Source organism: Microbacterium sp. GbtcB4 (assembly GCF_019091465.1).
Lineage (GTDB): Bacteria > Actinomycetota > Actinomycetes > Actinomycetales > Microbacteriaceae > Microbacterium > Microbacterium paraoxydans.
Map to the genome: position 1 here is coordinate 59,359 of NZ_JAGXJJ010000008.1, position 15,749 is coordinate 75,107.

At 71.2% G+C, this 15,749-nt stretch carries 19 protein-coding genes and 1 tRNA gene; 9 read left to right on the top strand and 11 right to left on the bottom strand.

Translation table 11 applies throughout. The features are described from left to right. Positions 1 to 22 precede the first annotated feature (22 nt). From KVS71_RS13320 to KVS71_RS13335, 4 genes are all read left to right on the top strand, one after another. Positions 23 to 1,378, top strand: coding sequence for an aminotransferase class I/II-fold pyridoxal phosphate-dependent enzyme (locus KVS71_RS13320; RefSeq protein WP_144882229.1), 1,356 nt, complete (start codon positions 23 to 25; stop codon positions 1,376 to 1,378). After that, positions 1,375 to 2,622, top strand: a complete 1,248-nt coding sequence (locus tag KVS71_RS13325) for an aminotransferase class I/II-fold pyridoxal phosphate-dependent enzyme (RefSeq protein ID WP_060922974.1) — start codon at positions 1,375 to 1,377, stop codon at positions 2,620 to 2,622. Before KVS71_RS13320 ends, KVS71_RS13325 begins: the two co-directional genes overlap by 4 nt. A gap of 13 nt (positions 2,623 to 2,635) precedes the next feature. Next, a tRNA-Cys gene (locus tag KVS71_RS13330) sits at positions 2,636 to 2,706 on the top strand. A 44-nt stretch (positions 2,707 to 2,750) separates the two neighbouring features. Continuing rightward, a complete protein-coding gene (locus KVS71_RS13335; protein WP_060922973.1) occupies positions 2,751 to 3,863 on the top strand; it encodes a DegT/DnrJ/EryC1/StrS aminotransferase family protein in 1,113 nt (370 codons plus the stop codon). A gap of 2 nt (positions 3,864 to 3,865) precedes the next feature. On the opposite strand, the gene KVS71_RS13340 is transcribed toward KVS71_RS13335, so the two are convergent. Then, positions 3,866 to 4,717 carry an AraC family transcriptional regulator gene (locus tag KVS71_RS13340; protein WP_105950380.1) on the bottom strand — a complete coding sequence of 284 codons (852 nt, stop codon included), beginning with the start codon at positions 4,715 to 4,717 and terminating at the stop codon, positions 3,866 to 3,868. A 124-nt stretch (positions 4,718 to 4,841) separates the two neighbouring features. Here KVS71_RS13340 and KVS71_RS13345 point away from each other — a divergent pair, with 124 nt between their 5' ends. Next, positions 4,842 to 5,387, top strand: a complete 546-nt coding sequence (locus tag KVS71_RS13345; protein ID WP_217584789.1) for a peroxidase-related enzyme — start codon at positions 4,842 to 4,844, stop codon at positions 5,385 to 5,387. Positions 5,388 to 5,452: 65 nt separating this feature from the next. Here KVS71_RS13345 and KVS71_RS13350 read toward each other — a convergent pair whose 3' ends face one another. Next, the gene (locus tag KVS71_RS13350; RefSeq protein ID WP_217584790.1) at positions 5,453 to 6,166 is read right to left on the bottom strand and encodes a glutamine amidotransferase; all 714 of its coding nucleotides are present in this window, start codon (positions 6,164 to 6,166) and stop codon (positions 5,453 to 5,455) included. A gap of 26 nt (positions 6,167 to 6,192) precedes the next feature. Between KVS71_RS13350 and KVS71_RS13355 the strand changes: the two genes are divergently transcribed. Then, complete coding sequence (locus KVS71_RS13355) at positions 6,193 to 6,873, top strand: HAD-IA family hydrolase (protein ID WP_217584791.1); 681 nt, start codon at positions 6,193 to 6,195, stop codon at positions 6,871 to 6,873. Here KVS71_RS13355 and gabT read toward each other — a convergent pair. Then, complete coding sequence (gene gabT / locus KVS71_RS13360) at positions 6,857 to 8,200, bottom strand: 4-aminobutyrate--2-oxoglutarate transaminase (RefSeq protein WP_217584792.1); 1,344 nt, start codon at positions 8,198 to 8,200, stop codon at positions 6,857 to 6,859. The genes KVS71_RS13355 and gabT overlap by 17 nt on opposite strands. Before the next feature lie 71 nt (positions 8,201 to 8,271). On the opposite strand from gabT, the gene KVS71_RS13365 reads away from it, so the two are divergent. Further along, positions 8,272 to 9,051, top strand: coding sequence for a YggS family pyridoxal phosphate-dependent enzyme (locus KVS71_RS13365; protein WP_217584793.1), 780 nt, complete (start codon positions 8,272 to 8,274; stop codon positions 9,049 to 9,051). Positions 9,052 to 9,058: 7 nt separating this feature from the next. Here the strand turns inward: KVS71_RS13365 and KVS71_RS13370 are convergent, their stop codons facing one another. The 6 genes from KVS71_RS13370 to KVS71_RS13395 all read right to left on the bottom strand — a co-directional run bounded on the left by KVS71_RS13370 (position 9,059) and on the right by KVS71_RS13395 (position 14,072). Beyond that, a complete protein-coding gene (locus KVS71_RS13370) occupies positions 9,059 to 9,265 on the bottom strand; it encodes a CDGSH iron-sulfur domain-containing protein (protein ID WP_060922967.1) in 207 nt (68 codons plus the stop codon). Next, complete coding sequence (locus KVS71_RS13375; RefSeq protein WP_144882247.1) at positions 9,262 to 10,308, bottom strand: iron-containing redox enzyme family protein; 1,047 nt, start codon at positions 10,306 to 10,308, stop codon at positions 9,262 to 9,264. Before KVS71_RS13375 ends, KVS71_RS13370 begins: the two co-directional genes overlap by 4 nt. A gap of 104 nt (positions 10,309 to 10,412) precedes the next feature. Beyond that, positions 10,413 to 11,282: an endo alpha-1,4 polygalactosaminidase gene (locus KVS71_RS13380; RefSeq protein ID WP_060922966.1), complete on the bottom strand. Its 870-nt coding sequence runs from the start codon at positions 11,280 to 11,282 to the stop codon at positions 10,413 to 10,415. Continuing rightward, positions 11,279 to 12,685: an MFS transporter gene (locus tag KVS71_RS13385; RefSeq protein ID WP_060922965.1), complete on the bottom strand. Its 1,407-nt coding sequence runs from the start codon at positions 12,683 to 12,685 to the stop codon at positions 11,279 to 11,281. Before KVS71_RS13385 ends, KVS71_RS13380 begins: the two co-directional genes overlap by 4 nt. A gap of 38 nt (positions 12,686 to 12,723) precedes the next feature. Beyond that, complete coding sequence (locus KVS71_RS13390; protein WP_217584794.1) at positions 12,724 to 13,800, bottom strand: YbdK family carboxylate-amine ligase; 1,077 nt, start codon at positions 13,798 to 13,800, stop codon at positions 12,724 to 12,726. Between the two features lie 5 nt (positions 13,801 to 13,805). Further along, complete coding sequence (locus KVS71_RS13395) at positions 13,806 to 14,072, bottom strand: Rho termination factor N-terminal domain-containing protein (protein WP_025102516.1); 267 nt, start codon at positions 14,070 to 14,072, stop codon at positions 13,806 to 13,808. Positions 14,073 to 14,193: 121 nt separating this feature from the next. Here KVS71_RS13395 and KVS71_RS13400 point away from each other — a divergent pair, with 121 nt between their 5' ends. After that, a complete protein-coding gene (locus KVS71_RS13400) occupies positions 14,194 to 14,358 on the top strand; it encodes a hypothetical protein (protein ID WP_164498167.1) in 165 nt (54 codons plus the stop codon). 69 nt (positions 14,359 to 14,427) lie between these two features. On the opposite strand, the gene KVS71_RS13405 is transcribed toward KVS71_RS13400, so the two are convergent. Further along, positions 14,428 to 14,634: a CsbD family protein gene (locus KVS71_RS13405; RefSeq protein WP_025102515.1), complete on the bottom strand. Its 207-nt coding sequence runs from the start codon at positions 14,632 to 14,634 to the stop codon at positions 14,428 to 14,430. Positions 14,635 to 14,825: 191 nt separating this feature from the next. Between KVS71_RS13405 and KVS71_RS13410 the strand changes: the two genes are divergently transcribed. Next, positions 14,826 to 15,227: a hypothetical protein gene (locus tag KVS71_RS13410; RefSeq protein WP_217584795.1), complete on the top strand. Its 402-nt coding sequence runs from the start codon at positions 14,826 to 14,828 to the stop codon at positions 15,225 to 15,227. 21 nt (positions 15,228 to 15,248) lie between these two features. On the opposite strand, the gene KVS71_RS13415 is transcribed toward KVS71_RS13410, so the two are convergent. Further along, positions 15,249 to 15,596 (bottom strand): hypothetical protein, encoded by a 348-nt coding sequence (locus KVS71_RS13415; protein ID WP_060922429.1) that lies wholly within the window; start codon positions 15,594 to 15,596, stop codon positions 15,249 to 15,251. Between the last annotated feature and the right edge of the window lie 153 nt (positions 15,597 to 15,749).

Below are 15,749 nucleotides of genomic sequence, written 5' to 3' on the forward strand. Positions count from 1 at the left end.
AAATCTCCCCTACCGTCGAGTCATGGGCACGGCGGAGAGCAGAGACGGCGAGACCGATGCGATCAGCGGTGTCACCGCCGCGGAGATCTCCGAGAGCGTGCGCGACCTCGTCGAGCGGGGGACGCTCGTCGCCGGAGACCGTCTGCCGCCGGTCCGCACTCTCGCCGAGAGGCTGGGCGTGAATCGCAACACCGTGCTCGCCGCCTATCGCGCACTCGTCACCGCCCGCATCGCGACCACCGGCGGGCGCACCGGGACGACCGTGCTCGGCCCTGCAGCCACGCCGGATGAGGGCTTCACGCCCGGAACGGCACTCCGCGACATCGCCAACGGCAACCCGCAGGCCGCCTTGCTCCCCGACCTCGTCGCCGCTCTCGCGACCGTGCGTCCCCATCCCGTCCTCTACGGCGAATCCGTCATCGATGCCGAGCTCGCCGAGTGGGCGACACGATGGATCGCGGAGGATCAGCCTCGTCCCTTCCGGCTCTCGGTCACCGCGGGCGCGGTCGACGCGGTGGAGCGCCTGCTCGCCCAGACGCTCGTGCACGGCGACCGGGTGGGCCTGGAGGATCCGTGCTTCCTGTCCAGCATCCAGACCGCGCGGTTGGCCGGCTACACCCCGGTCGCGATACCGGTCGACGAGGAGGGGATGACGGTGGAGGGCGTCCGTGAGGCCCTGGAGAGCGGCGTGCGCGCGATCGTCTGCACGCCTCGCGCCCACAACCCCACCGGGGCCAGCATCACTCCCTCCCGCGCCGAGGAGCTCCGCGAGGTGCTCGCTCCGCACCCCCACGTGCTGGTGATCGAGGACGACCACTTCTCGCTGCTCTCCCCGACCCCGTACGCCACCATCATCGGGCCGGCCCAGGAACGCTGGGCGCTGGTGCGGTCGGTCTCCAAGTTCCTCGGCCCTGACATGCGGTTGGCCCTCACGGCGTCCGATCCGGTCACCGCTGAGCGCCTTGCCCTCAGGCTCAGTCCCGGCACCATGTGGGTGAGCCATGTCATGCAGCAGCTCGCGGCGACGATGCTGCGCGACGAGGGAGTGCACCGGCTGGTCGCGGAGGCAGGCGCCCGGTACGCCGCGCGCAACAGGTCCTTCGCCGCGCTCGCGTCCGCTCGAGGGCTGGACGTCGCTGCGGAGAGCGGGTTGAACGTGTGGGTCGACGTCCGCGAGGATGCGGGGGTCGTCGCCGCGCGGCTCGCGCACCGCGGATGGCTCGTGCGACCAGGGTCGGAGTTCGCGCTGGAGGACGAATCCGCCAGTGGACACCATCTGCGGCTGACCGTGCACGACCTCGATGACGCCGACCTGCGACGCCTGGCCGACGACGTGGCCGCCGCCTCCGGCCCGGCACCGGCCGAGGGGGACGGATGACGACCGGAGATGCCGGGACCGCGTTCCGGGTCGGGCGATCCTCGCGTCTCGACGGCGTGCTCTACGACCTGCGGGGCCCGGTCGCCGCGCGTGCCGCCGAGCTGGAGTCCCGCGGAGAACGGATCCTGCGCCTGAACATCGGCAACCCGGCGCCGTTCGGGTTCGAGGCGCCGCCGGTGATCGTGGAAGCTCTCCGCGAGGCGCTCCCGCATGCCCACGGATACTCGGAATCCCCGGGGCTGCCGGAGACGAGGGAGGCGATCCGCGCGCACTACGCGCGGCGGGCAGGGTTCCCGTCCCTCGGAATCGAGGCGGTGACCGTCGGCAACGGCGTGTCCGAGCTGGTGGGCCTCACGCTGCAGGCGCTGCTGGAGCCGGGCGACGAAGTCCTGATCCCGAGTCCCGACTATCCGCTGTGGACCGCATCGACCGTCCTCGCCGGGGGTGAGCCCGTGCATTACCCCTGTGTGGAGGAGGCAGGGTGGCTTCCGGACCTCGACGCCATGGCGGCTGCGATCGGCCCCCGGACCGTCGCTGTCGTCGTCATCAATCCGAACAACCCGACCGGCGCCGTGTACCCCAGGGAGACGCTGGAGGGCATCGCGGAGCTGGCCCGTCGCCACGGTCTGCTGCTGCTCTCGGACGAGATCTACGACCGGGTCGTGTACCCCGGATTCACGCACGTCTCCACTGCCCAGGTCGCCCCCGATGTGCCCTGCGTCACCTTCGCCGGACTGTCCAAGACCCATCGCGTCGCCGGGTACCGGGCCGCCTGGGCGCTGACGACCGGGTTCGCTGCGGACGATCCGTTCCTCTCCGGTCTGCGGCTGCTCGCGTCGATGCGGATGTGCGCGTCCGTGCCCGCGCAGCATGCGATCACGGCGGCTCTGGAGCACGACACGTCGCTCGATGCGCTCGTCTCGGCGGACGGGCGGCTGACGGCGCAACGCGACGCCGCCACGGCGGCGCTCCGCGCGATCCCCGGCGTCGACGTTCACGAGGCGGGCGGGGGGCTCTACCTCTTCCCCCGCCTCGACCCTGAGGTGTACGGCATCCGTGACGACGAGCGCCTGGTCCTCGACTTCCTCGATGCGGAACGCATCCTCCTAGTGCACGGTCGCGCCTTCAACGGCGCCGACACCGACCACGTGCGCATCGCCTTCCTGCCCGAGACGGAGACCCTGGTCGATGCGGTGCAGCGCTTCGGCCGCTTCCTGCAGGGGTACTCGCCGCCCGGCGCGTGAGGACACCTGACCCGGTGGAGTGACCGAGTGGCCAGGTCGCGGTCCGCAAGACCGTGTACGCAGGTTCGATTCCTGCCTCCACCTCCGATCCGGCTCTCGACGAGCCGTTCCCGACGAAGGGCATCTCCATGCAGAAGGACTTCATCCCGGCCGCCGCGCCGCTCATCGGCGACGACGAGGTGGCAGCCGTCGAACGGGTGCTCCGCAGCGGGATGCTCGCGCAGGGCCCCGAGGTGGCGGCGTTCGAGCGCGAGTTCGCGACCCGGTTCGTGGAGGGGCGCACCACCGTCGCGGTCAATTCCGGGACGAGCGGGCAGCTCCTGGGGCTGCTCGCCGCCGGTGTGGGGCCGGGCGACGAGGTGATCGTGCCGTCCTTCACCTTCGCGGCGGTCGCGAACTCCGTGGTGCTGGCCGGAGCGACGCCGGTGTTCGTCGACATCGAACCGACGCACTTCACGCTGGATCCGACCCGGGTCCGTGCCGCGGTCACCGCCCGCACGAAGGGCGTCATGCCCGTGCATCTGTACGGGCACCCGTTCCTCGTGGACGGTATCGAGGAGGTCGCCAACGACCACGGTCTCGCCATCTACGAAGATGCTGCGCAGGCCCACGGCGCGGCGTGGCGAGGAAGGCCGGCGGGGACCATCGGCACGTTCGGCATGTTCAGCCTCTATCCGACGAAGAACATGACGGCGATCGAGGGCGGCATGGTGTCCTGTGCGGACGAGCAGGTGGCGCGCCGTATCCGTCTGCTCCGCAACCAGGGCATGGAGACGCAGTACGCGAACGAGGTCGTCGGCTACAACAACCGGATGAGCGAGGTGCATGCCGCGGTTGGTCGGGTGCAGCTCGGGCGGGTCGCCGCCTGGACCCGGCGGCGACAGGGGAACGCCGCGTTCCTCGACGCCGCGCTCGCCGGCATCGACGGGCTCACGGTGCCCGCGGTCGCGGAGGGCGCCGAGCACGTCTACCACCAGTACACGGTGCGGATCGCGGCGGGGGAGCGCGACCGGGTACGCGACGCTCTCCGCGATGAGCACGGGGTGGGTTCCGGCGTCTACTACCCGATCCCGAACCATCGGCTGCCCTCGCTGGCGCGCTTCGCTCCGACCGATGAGCTGCCGGAGACGGAACGCGCGGCGCAGGAGGTGCTCTCCCTCCCCGTGCACCCTTCGCTCACGGCCGGCGATCTCGACCGGATCGTGACGGGGGTCGCGGCGGTGATGTCGGCCGGCGGCTGACTTCAGGCGGCGAGGCCGAGCCAGGCGCGCGGCGAGCGGCCGAGACGCTGGGTGAACGCACGGGAGAAGGCAGAGGCGCTCGCATAGCCGAGGTCGGCGGCGACAGCGCTCACCGACATCCCCGCGCGGAGCTGCTCCTGAGCGATCGTGAGGCGCCACTCCGTGAGGTAGTCCCCTGGGGCGCGGCCCACGACGTCCTTGAAGCGCGCCGCGAAGGCGCTGCGCGACATCGTTGCGGTCCGCGCGAGGGAGTCGAGCGTCCACGGTTCGCCGGGCGCCTCGTGCATCGCCACGAGGGCCGGGGCGAGGCGCTCGTCGGCCAGGCCGGGCAGCAGCCCCGGCGGCAGGGCCAGATCACCGGAGTGATCGAGCATCCAGCGCAGGAGCTGGATGAGGACGACCTCGAACATGCGGTCGGCCAGGAGGGGGCGCCCGCAGCGCACGTTGTCGACCTCGGCGAACAGGAGGTCGAGTGCTGGGCCGAGGGTGGACACCTCGTCGAGCGGAAGGACGATCACGGACGGGAGGGTGCGGACGAGCGGATGCGTCGCTCCGCCGTCGAAGTCGATCGTCGCGCAGGCGAAGTCGGACTCCTCGGTCGGGGCGTTGAGGAAGGTGTGATCGATGGGGCGGGGGAAGAACAGCAGGCTGGGGCGGGTGATCGTCTCGCGCTCGATGCGGCCGTCCGGGCGCTGGTGCGTCACCTCCATCTCGCCGCGACGCAGCACGTGAAGGAAACCGTGGCCCGCACTCGCGGCGAAGACCGTGGTCCCGCACAGGGGTCCGGTGTGGAACAGGCGGCTGCGCACCCGGAAGCGGTCGAGCAGCGGGGTGAGGCGGTCAAGCGGCGGCATGCTTCCATTCTTCTGGACGATATGTCACGAACGCAAGATCAAATGATGCGTATCGTACTGCGCGGCGAGCAAGACTGAAGGGGAAGCCGAATCCGGCCCGTCCCGAAACACAAAGGAGCAACCCATGCCCAACGTCCCTCTCGTCGACCGTGAGACCGCCACCGGCCCCGTCAAGGAGCAGCTGGAGCAGATCGGCTCCGCCTTCGGCGCCGTCCCCGCCATGTTCCGCGCGGTCGCGAACTCGCCCGCCGCGCTCACCAGCATGTGGAGCGCTTTCGGCGCTTACGGTGGGGGCACGCTCGGCGCGGCCCTCAGTGAGCAGATCGCGGTCGCGGTCGCGAACCGCAACTCCTGCGGCTACTGCCTCGCGGCGCACACCGCGCTCGGCAAGAAGGCGGGCCTCACGACCGAGGCGCTCGCCGAGGCTCAGGCCGGCAACTCCGACGACCCCCGCACGGCGGCACTGCTGGCCTTCGCGCTCAAGCTCGTCGAGGAGCGGGGTCAGGTGACCTCGGCCGACGTCGACGCCCTCCGCGCGCACGGCTGGAACGACGAGCAGATCGTCGAGACCATCGGCCAGGTCGCGCTGAACCTCTTCACGAACTACGTGAACATCGCGCTCGACGTGCCGATCGACTTCCCGACGGTGCCGCTGCGTCGCGCCGCCTGAGGTCGAGGGGAGCAGAGGCCGGATTCGCTGGGGGTCCGGCCTCTTCCGCTGCCCGGGCGTTCGCGCTAGACCTCGACCGCATCCAGCCAGTCGGTGAGGACGCGGGTGGCGAGAGTCTCGAGCCGCGGGCCGAGCGTGCGTGCCTGTTCGCGGATCGATCGCGGGTCGATGCCGTGGTGATGCAGTTCGTGGGCGTGGCCGATGAGCCAGCGCTCGATGGCGCGGTGGTCGGCTTCCAGGTGGAACTGGAGGCCGAGAGTGCGTCCCACCGCGAAGGCCTGATGCGGGAAGCCGGGCGTGTGCGCCAGGGACTGCGCGCCGGCGGGGATCGTGAACTCGTCCCCGTGCCAGTGGAGCACGGGCTCGCCGTCGAGAGGGGCCAGGACGGACTCCCGGCCCTCGGGGGTCAATGCGAGCGGGCCGAAGCCGATCTCGACCGCCCCGGTCGGCCGGACCTCTGCGCCCAGGGACTCGGCCAGGAGCTGCGCGCCGAGGCAGACACCGAGTGTGGTGCCGCCGCTGTCGAGTCGCGCCGCGACGGCGGTCTTCGAGGAGCGCAGGAACGGGTAGCGATCGTCGTCGTACACCCCGATCGGTCCGCCGAGGACGATGAGCAGGTCGGCCCCGGCGACGGCGTCCGCGTCGAGCTCGTCGATGCCGGCATCGAGAAGGGTGGTCTCGTAGCCGCGCTCCGCCAGCAGGGGAGCGAGGATGCCGAGGTCTTCGAAGGGGACGTGGCGGACGGCGAGGGCCGTCCGGGGGGTGCGGGACGCGGACATGCACTCTCCTCGGTTAGATTTGACCTATGCCAAAAATAGCACACGAGGTTCAGGGTGCCGAGGTGATCGTGCGCACGGCGGGGATCCTGTTCGACTGCGACGGCGTGCTGGTGGATTCCGTCCCCTCGGCGGCGATCGCGTGGGGCGCCTGGGCCCGTCGGTATGCCCCGGGATTCGACTTCCTCCGAGACGCCCCGCACGGCATGCGACCGAGTGAGGTGGTCGCGACGCTCGTCGAGCCGGAGCGGGCGGACGAGGCGACGGCCGACCTCCTCGCGCGTGAGCTCGCCGTCGCGTCGGCGACGGCGGGGATCCCCGGGGCGGCCGCTCTGCTCGTCGCGCTGCCGGGTGACCTGTGGGCGGTCGCGACGAGCAGCAACAGGACCGTCGCGACCGCGCGGATGCGCGGAGCGGGCATCCCGGCGCCCGCCCTGCTCGTCGCCGCCGAAGACGTGGACCGCGGCAAACCCGCGCCCGACCCCTACCTCCGAGCCGCGCTCCTGCTCGGGCGGGACCCGGGGGACTGCGTGGTCTTCGAGGACTCGGCGCCGGGGATCCATGCGGCGAGGGCAGCCGGAGCAGGGCTCGTGGTCGGGGTGGGCGCAGCCTCTGCGTCGGCGCACCCCGACCTGATCGTGCGCGACCTCTCCCGGGTGCGTTGGAGCGGCGGAGCGCTGCGTCTCCCGGTGCTCAACGGAGCGCGCTGAGGGCCTCGTCGATCACGTCCACCGCGACGTCGAGCTGCTCGTCCGTCGTCGTGAGGGTCGGCAGGAAGCGGATCACGTTGCCGTCGCTGCCGGCGGTGAGCAGCAGGATCCCGCGCTGGGCGGCGAACTCCGCGACCATGGACGCGGCCCCGGCCAGCGGTCGTGTCGTGCCAGGGGTGCTCAGTTCGAAGGCCTGCATGGCGCCGATCCCGCGGACGTCGCCGATCACGGCGTGGCGGGCGCGCAGCCCCTCGAGTCGCGCGGACAGGTGGGCGCCGATCCGACGGGCGTCCGCGAAGAACGTCCCGTGCTCGAGCTCGTCGAACACCGCGAGGGCGGCGGCGATCGAGACCGGGTTTCCGCCGAACGTGCCGCCGAGGCCGCCCGGGTCGGGCGCGTCCATGATCTCGGCGCGGCCGGTCACTCCCGCCAGGGGCAGCCCGCCGGCGATGCCTTTCGCCGTGAGCACGAGGTCCGGAACGAGGCCGAAGTGCGTGCTCGCGAACCATGTCCCGGTGCGCCCGAGGCCCGTCTGGATCTCGTCGGCGATGAACACGACACCGTTGCGGGTGCACCACTCCTGCAGGGTCGACAGGTAACCCGCGGCAGGGACGACGAAGCCGCCCTCGCCCTGGATGGGCTCGGCGATGACGGCGGCGAGGTCGTGGACGCCGATGCGCTGTTCGAGATGGGCGATCGTGCGCGCCGCGGCCTCGGTACCGTCGAGTCCGTCCCGGTAGGGGTAAGAGTTGGGGACGCGATGGATGTCGGGGGCGAACGGACCGAACCCGGTCCCGTACGGCGCCGCCTTGTGGTTCATCGCGAGCGCGAGGTTGGTGCGCCCGTGGAACGCGTGGTCCAGGGCAGCGACGACGCGACGCCCGGTGTGCCGTCGGGCGATCTTCACCGCGTTCTCGACGGCTTCCGCGCCGGAGTTCGCGAAGGCCGTGCGGGTCTCGTGGGTGCCGGGGACCTTCTCCGCGAGCAGCTCGGCGAGGCGCACGTACCCCTCGTAGGGGGTGACGGTGAAGAGCGTGTGCGTGACCCGGTCGAGCTGCTCCGCCGCGGCGGTGACGGCGGCGAGGTTGGTGTGGCCGATCGTCGTCACGCCGATGCCGCTGCCGAGGTCGAGGAAGCGGTTGCCGTCGACGTCGGTGACCCAGGGTCCGTCGGCGTGCTCGATGTAGACGGGGAGCACGCTGCCGACCCCGCGGGGGACGACGCGTTGCCGGCGCTCGTGCAGCGCGCGACTCCGCGGCCCTGGCACCTCGGTGCGCAGGCGCGGAGCCGTCAGTGCGGTGTCGGAGAACAGGCCGGGTGCGGACATGGGCGGCTCCTTCGTGAGGGGGCGTCGGCGGGCGCGCGACGTGGTCCCGAAGCTATGTTAGATTTTGACCTATGTCAAAGTTCGAACCCGCGGAGGACGGTGCTGACCGCTACCCGACGGCGTTCACCGTCGCCGACTTCCAGGCCAACGTCGCGGCGGTACGTGCGCGCATCGACGCCGCCGCCGAGCGGGCGGGACGCGAACCCGGTGCGGTGCATCTGCTCCCGGTGAGCAAGACCGTCCCGACCGATCGCGTGCGGGTGGCGATCGGCGCCGGCCTGCGTCGGCTCGGCGAGAACAAGGTGCAGGAGGCGGTACGCAAGAACCGGGAGACGGCTGACCTGGACGTCGACTGGGTGGTCATCGGCCACCTGCAGACGAACAAGGCGAGAGACGTCGTCTCCTTCGCCGCCGAGTTCCAGGCGCTCGACCGGCTCCGGGTCGCGGAGGCCCTCGACCGGCGTCTGCAGGCCGCGGGGCGCAGTCTCGACGTGTACGTGCAGGTGAACACCTCGGCGGAGGACTCGAAGTTCGGGATGCCGCCCGAGGAGCTCCCGGGCTTCCTGAAGGCCCTGCCGACGTACGGCGCCCTTCGCGTCCGCGGTCTGATGACCCTGGCGCTGCTCACACCGGACGACGCCCGGGTGCGCGAGTGCTTCGCGCTGCTGCGCACCCTCCGCGACAGGGCCCGCGAAGAGACTCCCGAACTCATCGGCGACGGCGCGGTGTCGATGGGAATGTCCGGCGACTACGAGATCGCCGTCGAGGAGGGGGCGACGTGCGTGCGGGTCGGGCAGGCGATCTTCGGCGCGCGATCCGTCCCCGACAGCCACTACTGGCCGGAGGGCTGACCGCCGCTCAGTCCTCGGTGCGGAACCCTGCCGCCTTGTGCGTGCCGTCGCAGAACGGCTTGAGCGCGGAGAGACCGCAGCGACAAAGGGCCACCGTGCGTCGGCGCGGGTCGATCACCGTGCCGTCGCTCGCGTGCAACTCGATCTCGCCCCGCACGAGCAGGGGGCCGTCCGGGTACGCCGTGACGGTCACCGGCTCCTCGCGACCGCTCATGCCGTCGTCCTCTCCCGCAGTGCCGAGCGGCCCTCGGTCCAGGCGTCCAGGGTGTGGGCTCCGGCCCAGCCGTCGACCGTGAGGCACGCGGCCGCGCCGAACAGGATGTCCGCCAGCAGTTCCGGACGGTCCTCGGCGAGGCTGCCCGCGAGGTCACGGGCGGCGATCTGCTCGTGCACCGCGTCGGCCTCCACATGCTCTTCGAAGTACGCGGCGACCTCGTCGGCGAACCCCAGCCGGTGCAGGCCGTCGGCGTAGAACCGGCAGGGGATCGACGAGGTCATCTCGTACGCGGCGAGGTGGCCGACGATCGCGCCGACGAGCCGGCGGTTGAGCCCGAACAGGCTCATCATGTTGTGCGAGGCGAGCGTGATCGCCGGGGCGTCGTCGACATAGGCGCCGTACGTGTCGTCGAGTCCCGCGGCGCGCAGGGCCCGCGCATAGAGCTCTGCATGCACCCGCTGGGGGCGCCCACCGCCGTACTCGTCGGACTGGATCTCCACGAGCGCGGCCTTGGGACGGCCGGTCAGCCGCGGAATCGCCCAGGAGTGCGGATCGGCCTCCCGCAGGGTGTACACGGATCGCAGGATCAGCGACTCCTCCGCCTGCTCGCGGGTGGCCTTCCTCGCGATGTGCCGCGACAGGCTGGGGCCGGTGTCCGCGGCGGCGAGGGCGAACAGGGCACGACCCACGGCGTCGACCGTGGGTTCGGGAAGCTCGGGCACCGGCACGGTGTCACGCAGTGCGGCCTCGAAGGCGTCCTCGAGGACGCGGCGCGCCGTGACCACCCCGGCATCCCACTCGAGACTCGCATCGAGCTGCGGAAGCGAGCCGTAGGAGGACGCGTAGAGGACGAACAGGGCGAGCTGGATGTCGTCGTCCCTGACCGCATCGTCGCTCGCGGCGACGGCTGCGGCGGCGAGGTCGGGGAGGGTCGCGGCGTCGTCACCGCGACCCGTGAGGACGCCGAGGACGGCGCTCGACAGGGGGCCGCGCGGCGAGAAGGCGACGGCGGTGTCGGCGTCGAGAGTGGAAACGGTCATGAGGAGGGGCTCCCATCGGATCGATCACCCGCATCCTCACCCGCGCGAGCGGCGACCGCCAGGGACTTGACGCCGAGGCGCTCGCCAGGCAAGCGCCTCCGTCGTCAGGGGCACCCGGCGAACACGTACCCTTCATCGTCCGGAGTGACGAGGTCGCGATCGCGGAGCACTGTCGACGCCGGGGTGTCCGGGTCGGCGCACAGCTCCGCGAACGGCCGCGGGAGCTGATCCGTGTACTCGATGTCGATCACGTGGGGCCCGTAGACCCCGGTGTACGTGCCGCACTCCGCGTACGCGGCGCATTCCTCCGTCACGGCGAAGTCGAAGCCCGCGCGCTCTTTCAGGGCGTCCGCATGCTCGGCCGCGTTCTTCTGCCCCGCAGCGAGCCCGACGCGGTGCGCCGCGTCGACGAGCAGGTCCGCGAGCGCGAGGTTGTCGTCCAGGCGCAGAGCGCCGCCCGAGCGCGAGAACGAATCGAGGTTGTCGAACTCGACCGCCTGGAAGTCGGCATCCGCACAGCCCTCGATCCACGGGACCACGATCTCGGCGATGCGGGACCGCTGCTCCGCGCTGCCGGTGTCCAGGAGGGCTTCGTCGGGCCAGTCGGGGTCGAAGACCACCTCGTCGCCGTCGTGCAGGAGCAGGTCGTCGGGCCAGGTGTCCAGCTCGCCCGGCTGGGTCTGGAAGCCGTTGACGTAGCAGACGGAGTAGAGGCCGGCGGCGGGCTCCGCGCTGCGGTCGCGGCCGACGATGCCCACACCCTCGGGCGGATCGTAGGCGCCGCCGAGCTGGTAGTCCGGAAGGGCGCCGGCCGGGGGAAGCGCGACAGTGGCCGACGACCCGGTTCCCTCAGCGGGGAGAGCGGGTGGCGCGCTGCAGGCGGAGAGGGCGAGGACCCCGACGGCGATGAGGGCCGCCGGCGCCGGGGAGTGGCGTGTCGTCCTTCGACCGCGCTGGGGACGAGGGACGCTCATCGCGGCTGAGGCGTCGGCTGCGCGGGGGCGTCGACGGGCGGGGCCGCCGCCTCCGAGGGGTTCCGGCGGATCCCGATCCACGACACGACGCCGCCGAGCACGAGGAGCGCCGCCGTGACCCAGGCCGCGTTGTGGAACCCGTCGAGGTCGAGCGTGCCCCCGACGATGGTCGACAGCATCGCGACCACGAGCAGACCCGCGACGCGGGAGACGGCGTTGTTCACGGCGGAGGCGATGCCGGAGTGGTTCTCGTCGATGGCCCCGAGGATCGCGGCCGTCAGCGGGGCGACGGTGAGCGACAGGCCGAGGCCCATCACGATCATGGCCGGGAGCACCTGCGCCCAGTAGTCGAAGGTGGCGTTCACGGTCAGCAGCATCAGCGCTCCGACGGCCATGATCAGCGGTCCGATCGTCATGAAGATGCGCGGGCCCCAGCGCCCTGCCCACCCGCCGGCACGCGAGCTCAGCAGGATCATCAGGATCGTCATCGGCAGGCTCGCGAGCCCGGCCGCCGTCGCGCTCAGTCCCGCCCCCTGCTGCAGGTAGACGCCGACGACGAAGCCGTTGAGGGAGAGCGCGGCGTACACGAAGAGCGTGGCGAGGTTGCCCCACCCGAAGTCGCGCACCCGGAACAGCCAGAGCGGCATGAGCGGCGTGGCCGAGCGGCCCTGGCGCCACAGGAAGACGGCGAAGAGTGCGGCCCCGGCCACGGCGGGGATCCAGATCGCGGGGGAGGCCCACCCGAGGTTCGGCTGCTCGATGAGGGCGAAGACGACGGCGCCCAGTCCCAGCGCGCACAGTGCACCGCTCCACCAGTCCACGCGGACGCCCCGCGGGTGCTCCGGCAGATGCAGGCGGGCGAGCAGCACCAGCGTCACTCCGATGGGGAGGACGTTGATGAGGAACACGAAGCGCCAGGACAGGAAGTCGACGAAGAGCCCGCCGAGCAGGGGGCCGACCAGTTGAGCCGCCGTGGTGAAGGCCGTCCAGACGCCGATGGCCCGCGCCTGCAGGTCGCCGCGCATGGTCGCGGTGATGAGCGCGAGGGAGCTCGGGACGAGCAGGGCCCCGGCCGCCCCCTGCGCCCCGCGAGCCACGATGAGCATGAGCGGGTCGATCGCGGCGGCGACCGCGACGGACGCGATGCCGAAGGCGATGAGGCCGATCCGCATCACCAGCACCCGTCCGTAGGCGTCGGACAGGGAGCCGGCGAGCAGGATCAGCGCGCTGAGGGTGATGAGGTAGGCGTCGACGACCCACTGCTGCGTGGTGATCCCGCCGCCCAGCTCTTCACTGATGGCGGGAAGGGCGACGTTCACCACTGTCCCGTCGAGGAACGTGACGAACGAGGCCAGCACGGCGATCGCGATGACGAGCCGCTGGAGCGGGGCGAAGGATGACACAGGCCGACCCTACTCCGGGCGACGGACGCGAGGGCCCGTCAGGCGGCCGGTGTTCCGGTACCTTCCTGCAGGAGCCGTCGGAGCCCGGGGAGCCCGTCCCGCGCGTGCGCCGCACGCTGTCGCGCCGCACCGGTCCCGTCGGCCCGTATCCGGGCGAGGCCCGCCCGCACCGCGTCCGCATCGCCGAGGACGTCCAGCACCGGCCCGATGTCGTCGACCAGGTGCTCCGCCACGGTCCAGGCCGGGCAGACCTCTCCGGTGAGCGGATCCACGATGCGGGCCGTCATCCCGGCTCTCGACGCCATCCAGATCGACGCGTCGATCGTCTCCGTCTCGTCGGCGATGATCCGCTGCCCGGACGCCAGGGCGATCCCGCGGGTCAGCAGCGCGGAGAGGACGGCGTCCTCCGCGGTGAGCTGCGTGTCCGCGACGCGCGCCTCGACCGTCGGGTAGCGCTCGGAGAGACGCACCGCCCAGGAGAGGGATGTCGCCTCGCCGATGGTCCCGAGGGCCAGGAGCTGGTCCACGCGCGCCCGGTAGTCGTCGACGTCGGCGAACCGGGGCGGACACCACGACGAGGGGAGCCGGCGGATGAGCATGCTCCGCCAGCTCGCGAATCCCGTGTCGAGACCGTTGCCGAACGGGCTGTTCGTGCTGAGGGCGAGCAGCAGCGGCAGCCAGGCGCGGAGACGGTTCAGGGCGCGGACCCGCTCCTCCTCGTCCGGCACCTCGACGTGCACGTGCAGGCCGTTGACCTCGTGCTCGCGGGTGAGGTGCGCCAGCCGTCGCGCGACGTCGTCGTAGTGCGCCGACGGCGAGAGGCGCGGCGAGCGGAGAGTGGTGAACGGCGCGCCGGTCGGTGCCGCGATCGCGCGCCGGGCGCGTGCCTGCGTGCCGATGGCCGTGCGCAACGCCGACAGCTGCTGGACGGCCGCGGCGCCGGTCCGCACCGGATCGGTGAGGGCCTCGACCTGCGAGGCCAGGTACTCGGTGGTGACGCGTCCGGCGATGACGTCATCGCCGATGCGCTCCAGGATGTCACCGCTGAGGGCGACGGGGACGAGCGAATCCTCATCGAGCAGGAGGAACTCCTCCTCGATCCCGAAGCGCGTCATCCGGGTCAGTGGTTTCGCAGTTCGGAGATGAGCTCGGCCTTGCGCTTGCCGCTGTAGCCGGTGAGACCCAACTCCTTCGCGCGCTTCCGCAGCTCGGGAACGGTCCAGTCCTCGTAATCCCCGTGCTTCCCGCCGCGGCGACCGACCGAGCTGCGGCCGTCTCGTGCGGCGGCGTTCGAGATGCGGGCGGCCTTCTCCTTCGAAGCCCCGTCGTCGCGGAGCTCTTCGTACAGCTCCGGATCCTTCAGGGAGTTGTTGCGTCGTCCTGGCATTGCTCTGCTCCTTCGCGCATCGGGAGGGTCGAAGTCAACCCCCTCCAGGGTGGGTGTGGTTCGGGTCTAGCGTGGTCTCACCGCAGTCGGGCGCCCGCGCCCCCAGAGAAGGGAAAGACCGATGAACATCCTCCTGATCATCGTCATCGTCATCGCCGTGATCCTCGCGATCACCGGAGGACTGGTGCAGTCGCTCCAGTTCCTGCTGTGGGTCGGTCTGGTGCTCCTGGCCATCGCCGTGATCGCCTGGCTGATCCGAGCGATCACCGGCAGCCGCAAGGTCTGACCCGAGTGCGGAGGGGGAGGCTCGCCATCGGCGAGCCTCCCCCTCTTCATGGGTTCAGCGGGTGGGGGATCAGCGGTTGAACGCGTCCTTGACGCTGTCGCCGGCCTTGCCCGCGGCGTCCTTCACGTTCTCGCCGGCCTGCTTCGCGTCGGCCTTCACCTGATCCGCCTGGCCTTCGGCCTCGAGCTTCTCGTTGTCGGTGAGCTTGCCGAAGCCTTCCTTGACCTTGCCACCCAGCTTCTCAGCGGAATTCTTCATGTCGTCTGCGCCACTCATAAGAGGCTCCTCTCCTGGACGGATCGATTGCTCTTCGAGCGTCGCACCGGCGTCGCGGTCCGTCCACGGGATTGACATTCACCGACGGGCGTGTCAGCGTTCCGCCCCCATCGACTCCCGCCCGCACAGGGGTTAGCCTGGCGCCAGGCGGGTGTCCTGCCCGTCGTCCTCGACGAAGGGAGCGGTGTGCGATGGACGCGATGGTGATGGGTGCCATGTCCAAGAACATGGAGTCGATGCCGGACATGGCGATGATGGACATGTCGGTGCTCCAGGCCTGTATGGACGCGTGTGCCGCCTGCGAGCAGGCCTGCACGGTGTGCGCGACCCAGGAGATGGACTGCACCCCCGCGTGCATGAACTGCGCGGACATGTGCCACACGATGATGCGATCGATGCTCCGCATGCAGGGGATGACCCCGGCCACGATGATGGCGATGCTGGACGCGTGCATCGCGATGTGCCAGATGTGCATGGACGAGTGCATGCAGCACGCCGATCACAGTGACGTCTGCCGCCTGTGCGCACAGGCGTGCCAGGCCTGCATGAACGCGTGCATGGCGGTCCGCGACATGATGATGGCGAGCGCCTGACCCGGAGGGATCAGGCCCTCGTCACACGACGGCGACGTTGAAGCGGGTGCGCCCGACGGCGAGGACGGCGTAGTCGAGGTGGAGGGCGACCGGGCTGCCGATGGCGGCCTCCAGTGCGGCGCCGGAGCCGTTCCACAGCGTGTGCGTGGTGCCGTCGAGCGTGCGGACGGCGAGGTCTCCGGCGACCGGATCCGCCGCGGTCACGAACGCGTCCGCCCATCGCGCCGGGGTCGCCGCGGCGAGGCGCTCCTGGATCAGGTGCAGGGCGTGGCCGGGGGCCGAGGAGGAGCAGCGGCCGCCGTTCCGGCACATGCACGTCGCACGCTCACGCACCTCGAGGGGCGGACGGCGGTGCAGCGGCGTGGACACGGGGACTCCTTCGGATCGGCGTCCGGCCAGAGTACGTCGATGAGGTCGGGATCCCGCGGCCCTCCCGACACGCGACGAAACAAACGGGTGTAGGCTCGCCGGGTGCTGTCGTCGATGAGCGCCCTCGGGGCGCGGAGCGGAGCTGCAGGCGCG

Excerpts from the sequence above, each read along its gene's own strand:
- KVS71_RS13320 (WP_144882229.1), top strand. The coding sequence starts at position 23 with ATGGGCACGGCGGAGAGCAGAGACGGCGAGACCGATGCGATCAGCGGT.
- KVS71_RS13325 (WP_060922974.1), top strand. The coding sequence starts at position 1,375 with ATGACGACCGGAGATGCCGGGACCGCGTTCCGGGTCGGGCGATCCTCG.
- KVS71_RS13335 (WP_060922973.1), top strand. The coding sequence starts at position 2,751 with ATGCAGAAGGACTTCATCCCGGCCGCCGCGCCGCTCATCGGCGACGAC.
- KVS71_RS13340 (WP_105950380.1), bottom strand. The coding sequence starts at position 4,717 with ATGCCGCCGCTTGACCGCCTCACCCCGCTGCTCGACCGCTTCCGGGTG.
- KVS71_RS13345 (WP_217584789.1), top strand. The coding sequence starts at position 4,842 with ATGCCCAACGTCCCTCTCGTCGACCGTGAGACCGCCACCGGCCCCGTC.
- KVS71_RS13350 (WP_217584790.1), bottom strand. The coding sequence starts at position 6,166 with ATGTCCGCGTCCCGCACCCCCCGGACGGCCCTCGCCGTCCGCCACGTC.
- KVS71_RS13355 (WP_217584791.1), top strand. The coding sequence starts at position 6,193 with ATGCCAAAAATAGCACACGAGGTTCAGGGTGCCGAGGTGATCGTGCGC.
- gabT (WP_217584792.1), bottom strand. The coding sequence starts at position 8,200 with ATGTCCGCACCCGGCCTGTTCTCCGACACCGCACTGACGGCTCCGCGC.
- KVS71_RS13365 (WP_217584793.1), top strand. The coding sequence starts at position 8,272 with ATGTCAAAGTTCGAACCCGCGGAGGACGGTGCTGACCGCTACCCGACG.
- KVS71_RS13370 (WP_060922967.1), bottom strand. The coding sequence starts at position 9,265 with ATGAGCGGTCGCGAGGAGCCGGTGACCGTCACGGCGTACCCGGACGGC.
- KVS71_RS13375 (WP_144882247.1), bottom strand. The coding sequence starts at position 10,308 with ATGACCGTTTCCACTCTCGACGCCGACACCGCCGTCGCCTTCTCGCCG.
- KVS71_RS13380 (WP_060922966.1), bottom strand. The coding sequence starts at position 11,282 with ATGAGCGTCCCTCGTCCCCAGCGCGGTCGAAGGACGACACGCCACTCC.
- KVS71_RS13390 (WP_217584794.1), bottom strand. The coding sequence starts at position 13,800 with ATGACGCGCTTCGGGATCGAGGAGGAGTTCCTCCTGCTCGATGAGGAT.
- KVS71_RS13395 (WP_025102516.1), bottom strand. The coding sequence starts at position 14,072 with ATGCCAGGACGACGCAACAACTCCCTGAAGGATCCGGAGCTGTACGAA.
- KVS71_RS13400 (WP_164498167.1), top strand. The coding sequence starts at position 14,194 with ATGAACATCCTCCTGATCATCGTCATCGTCATCGCCGTGATCCTCGCG.
- KVS71_RS13405 (WP_025102515.1), bottom strand. The coding sequence starts at position 14,634 with ATGAGTGGCGCAGACGACATGAAGAATTCCGCTGAGAAGCTGGGTGGC.
- KVS71_RS13410 (WP_217584795.1), top strand. The coding sequence starts at position 14,826 with ATGGACGCGATGGTGATGGGTGCCATGTCCAAGAACATGGAGTCGATG.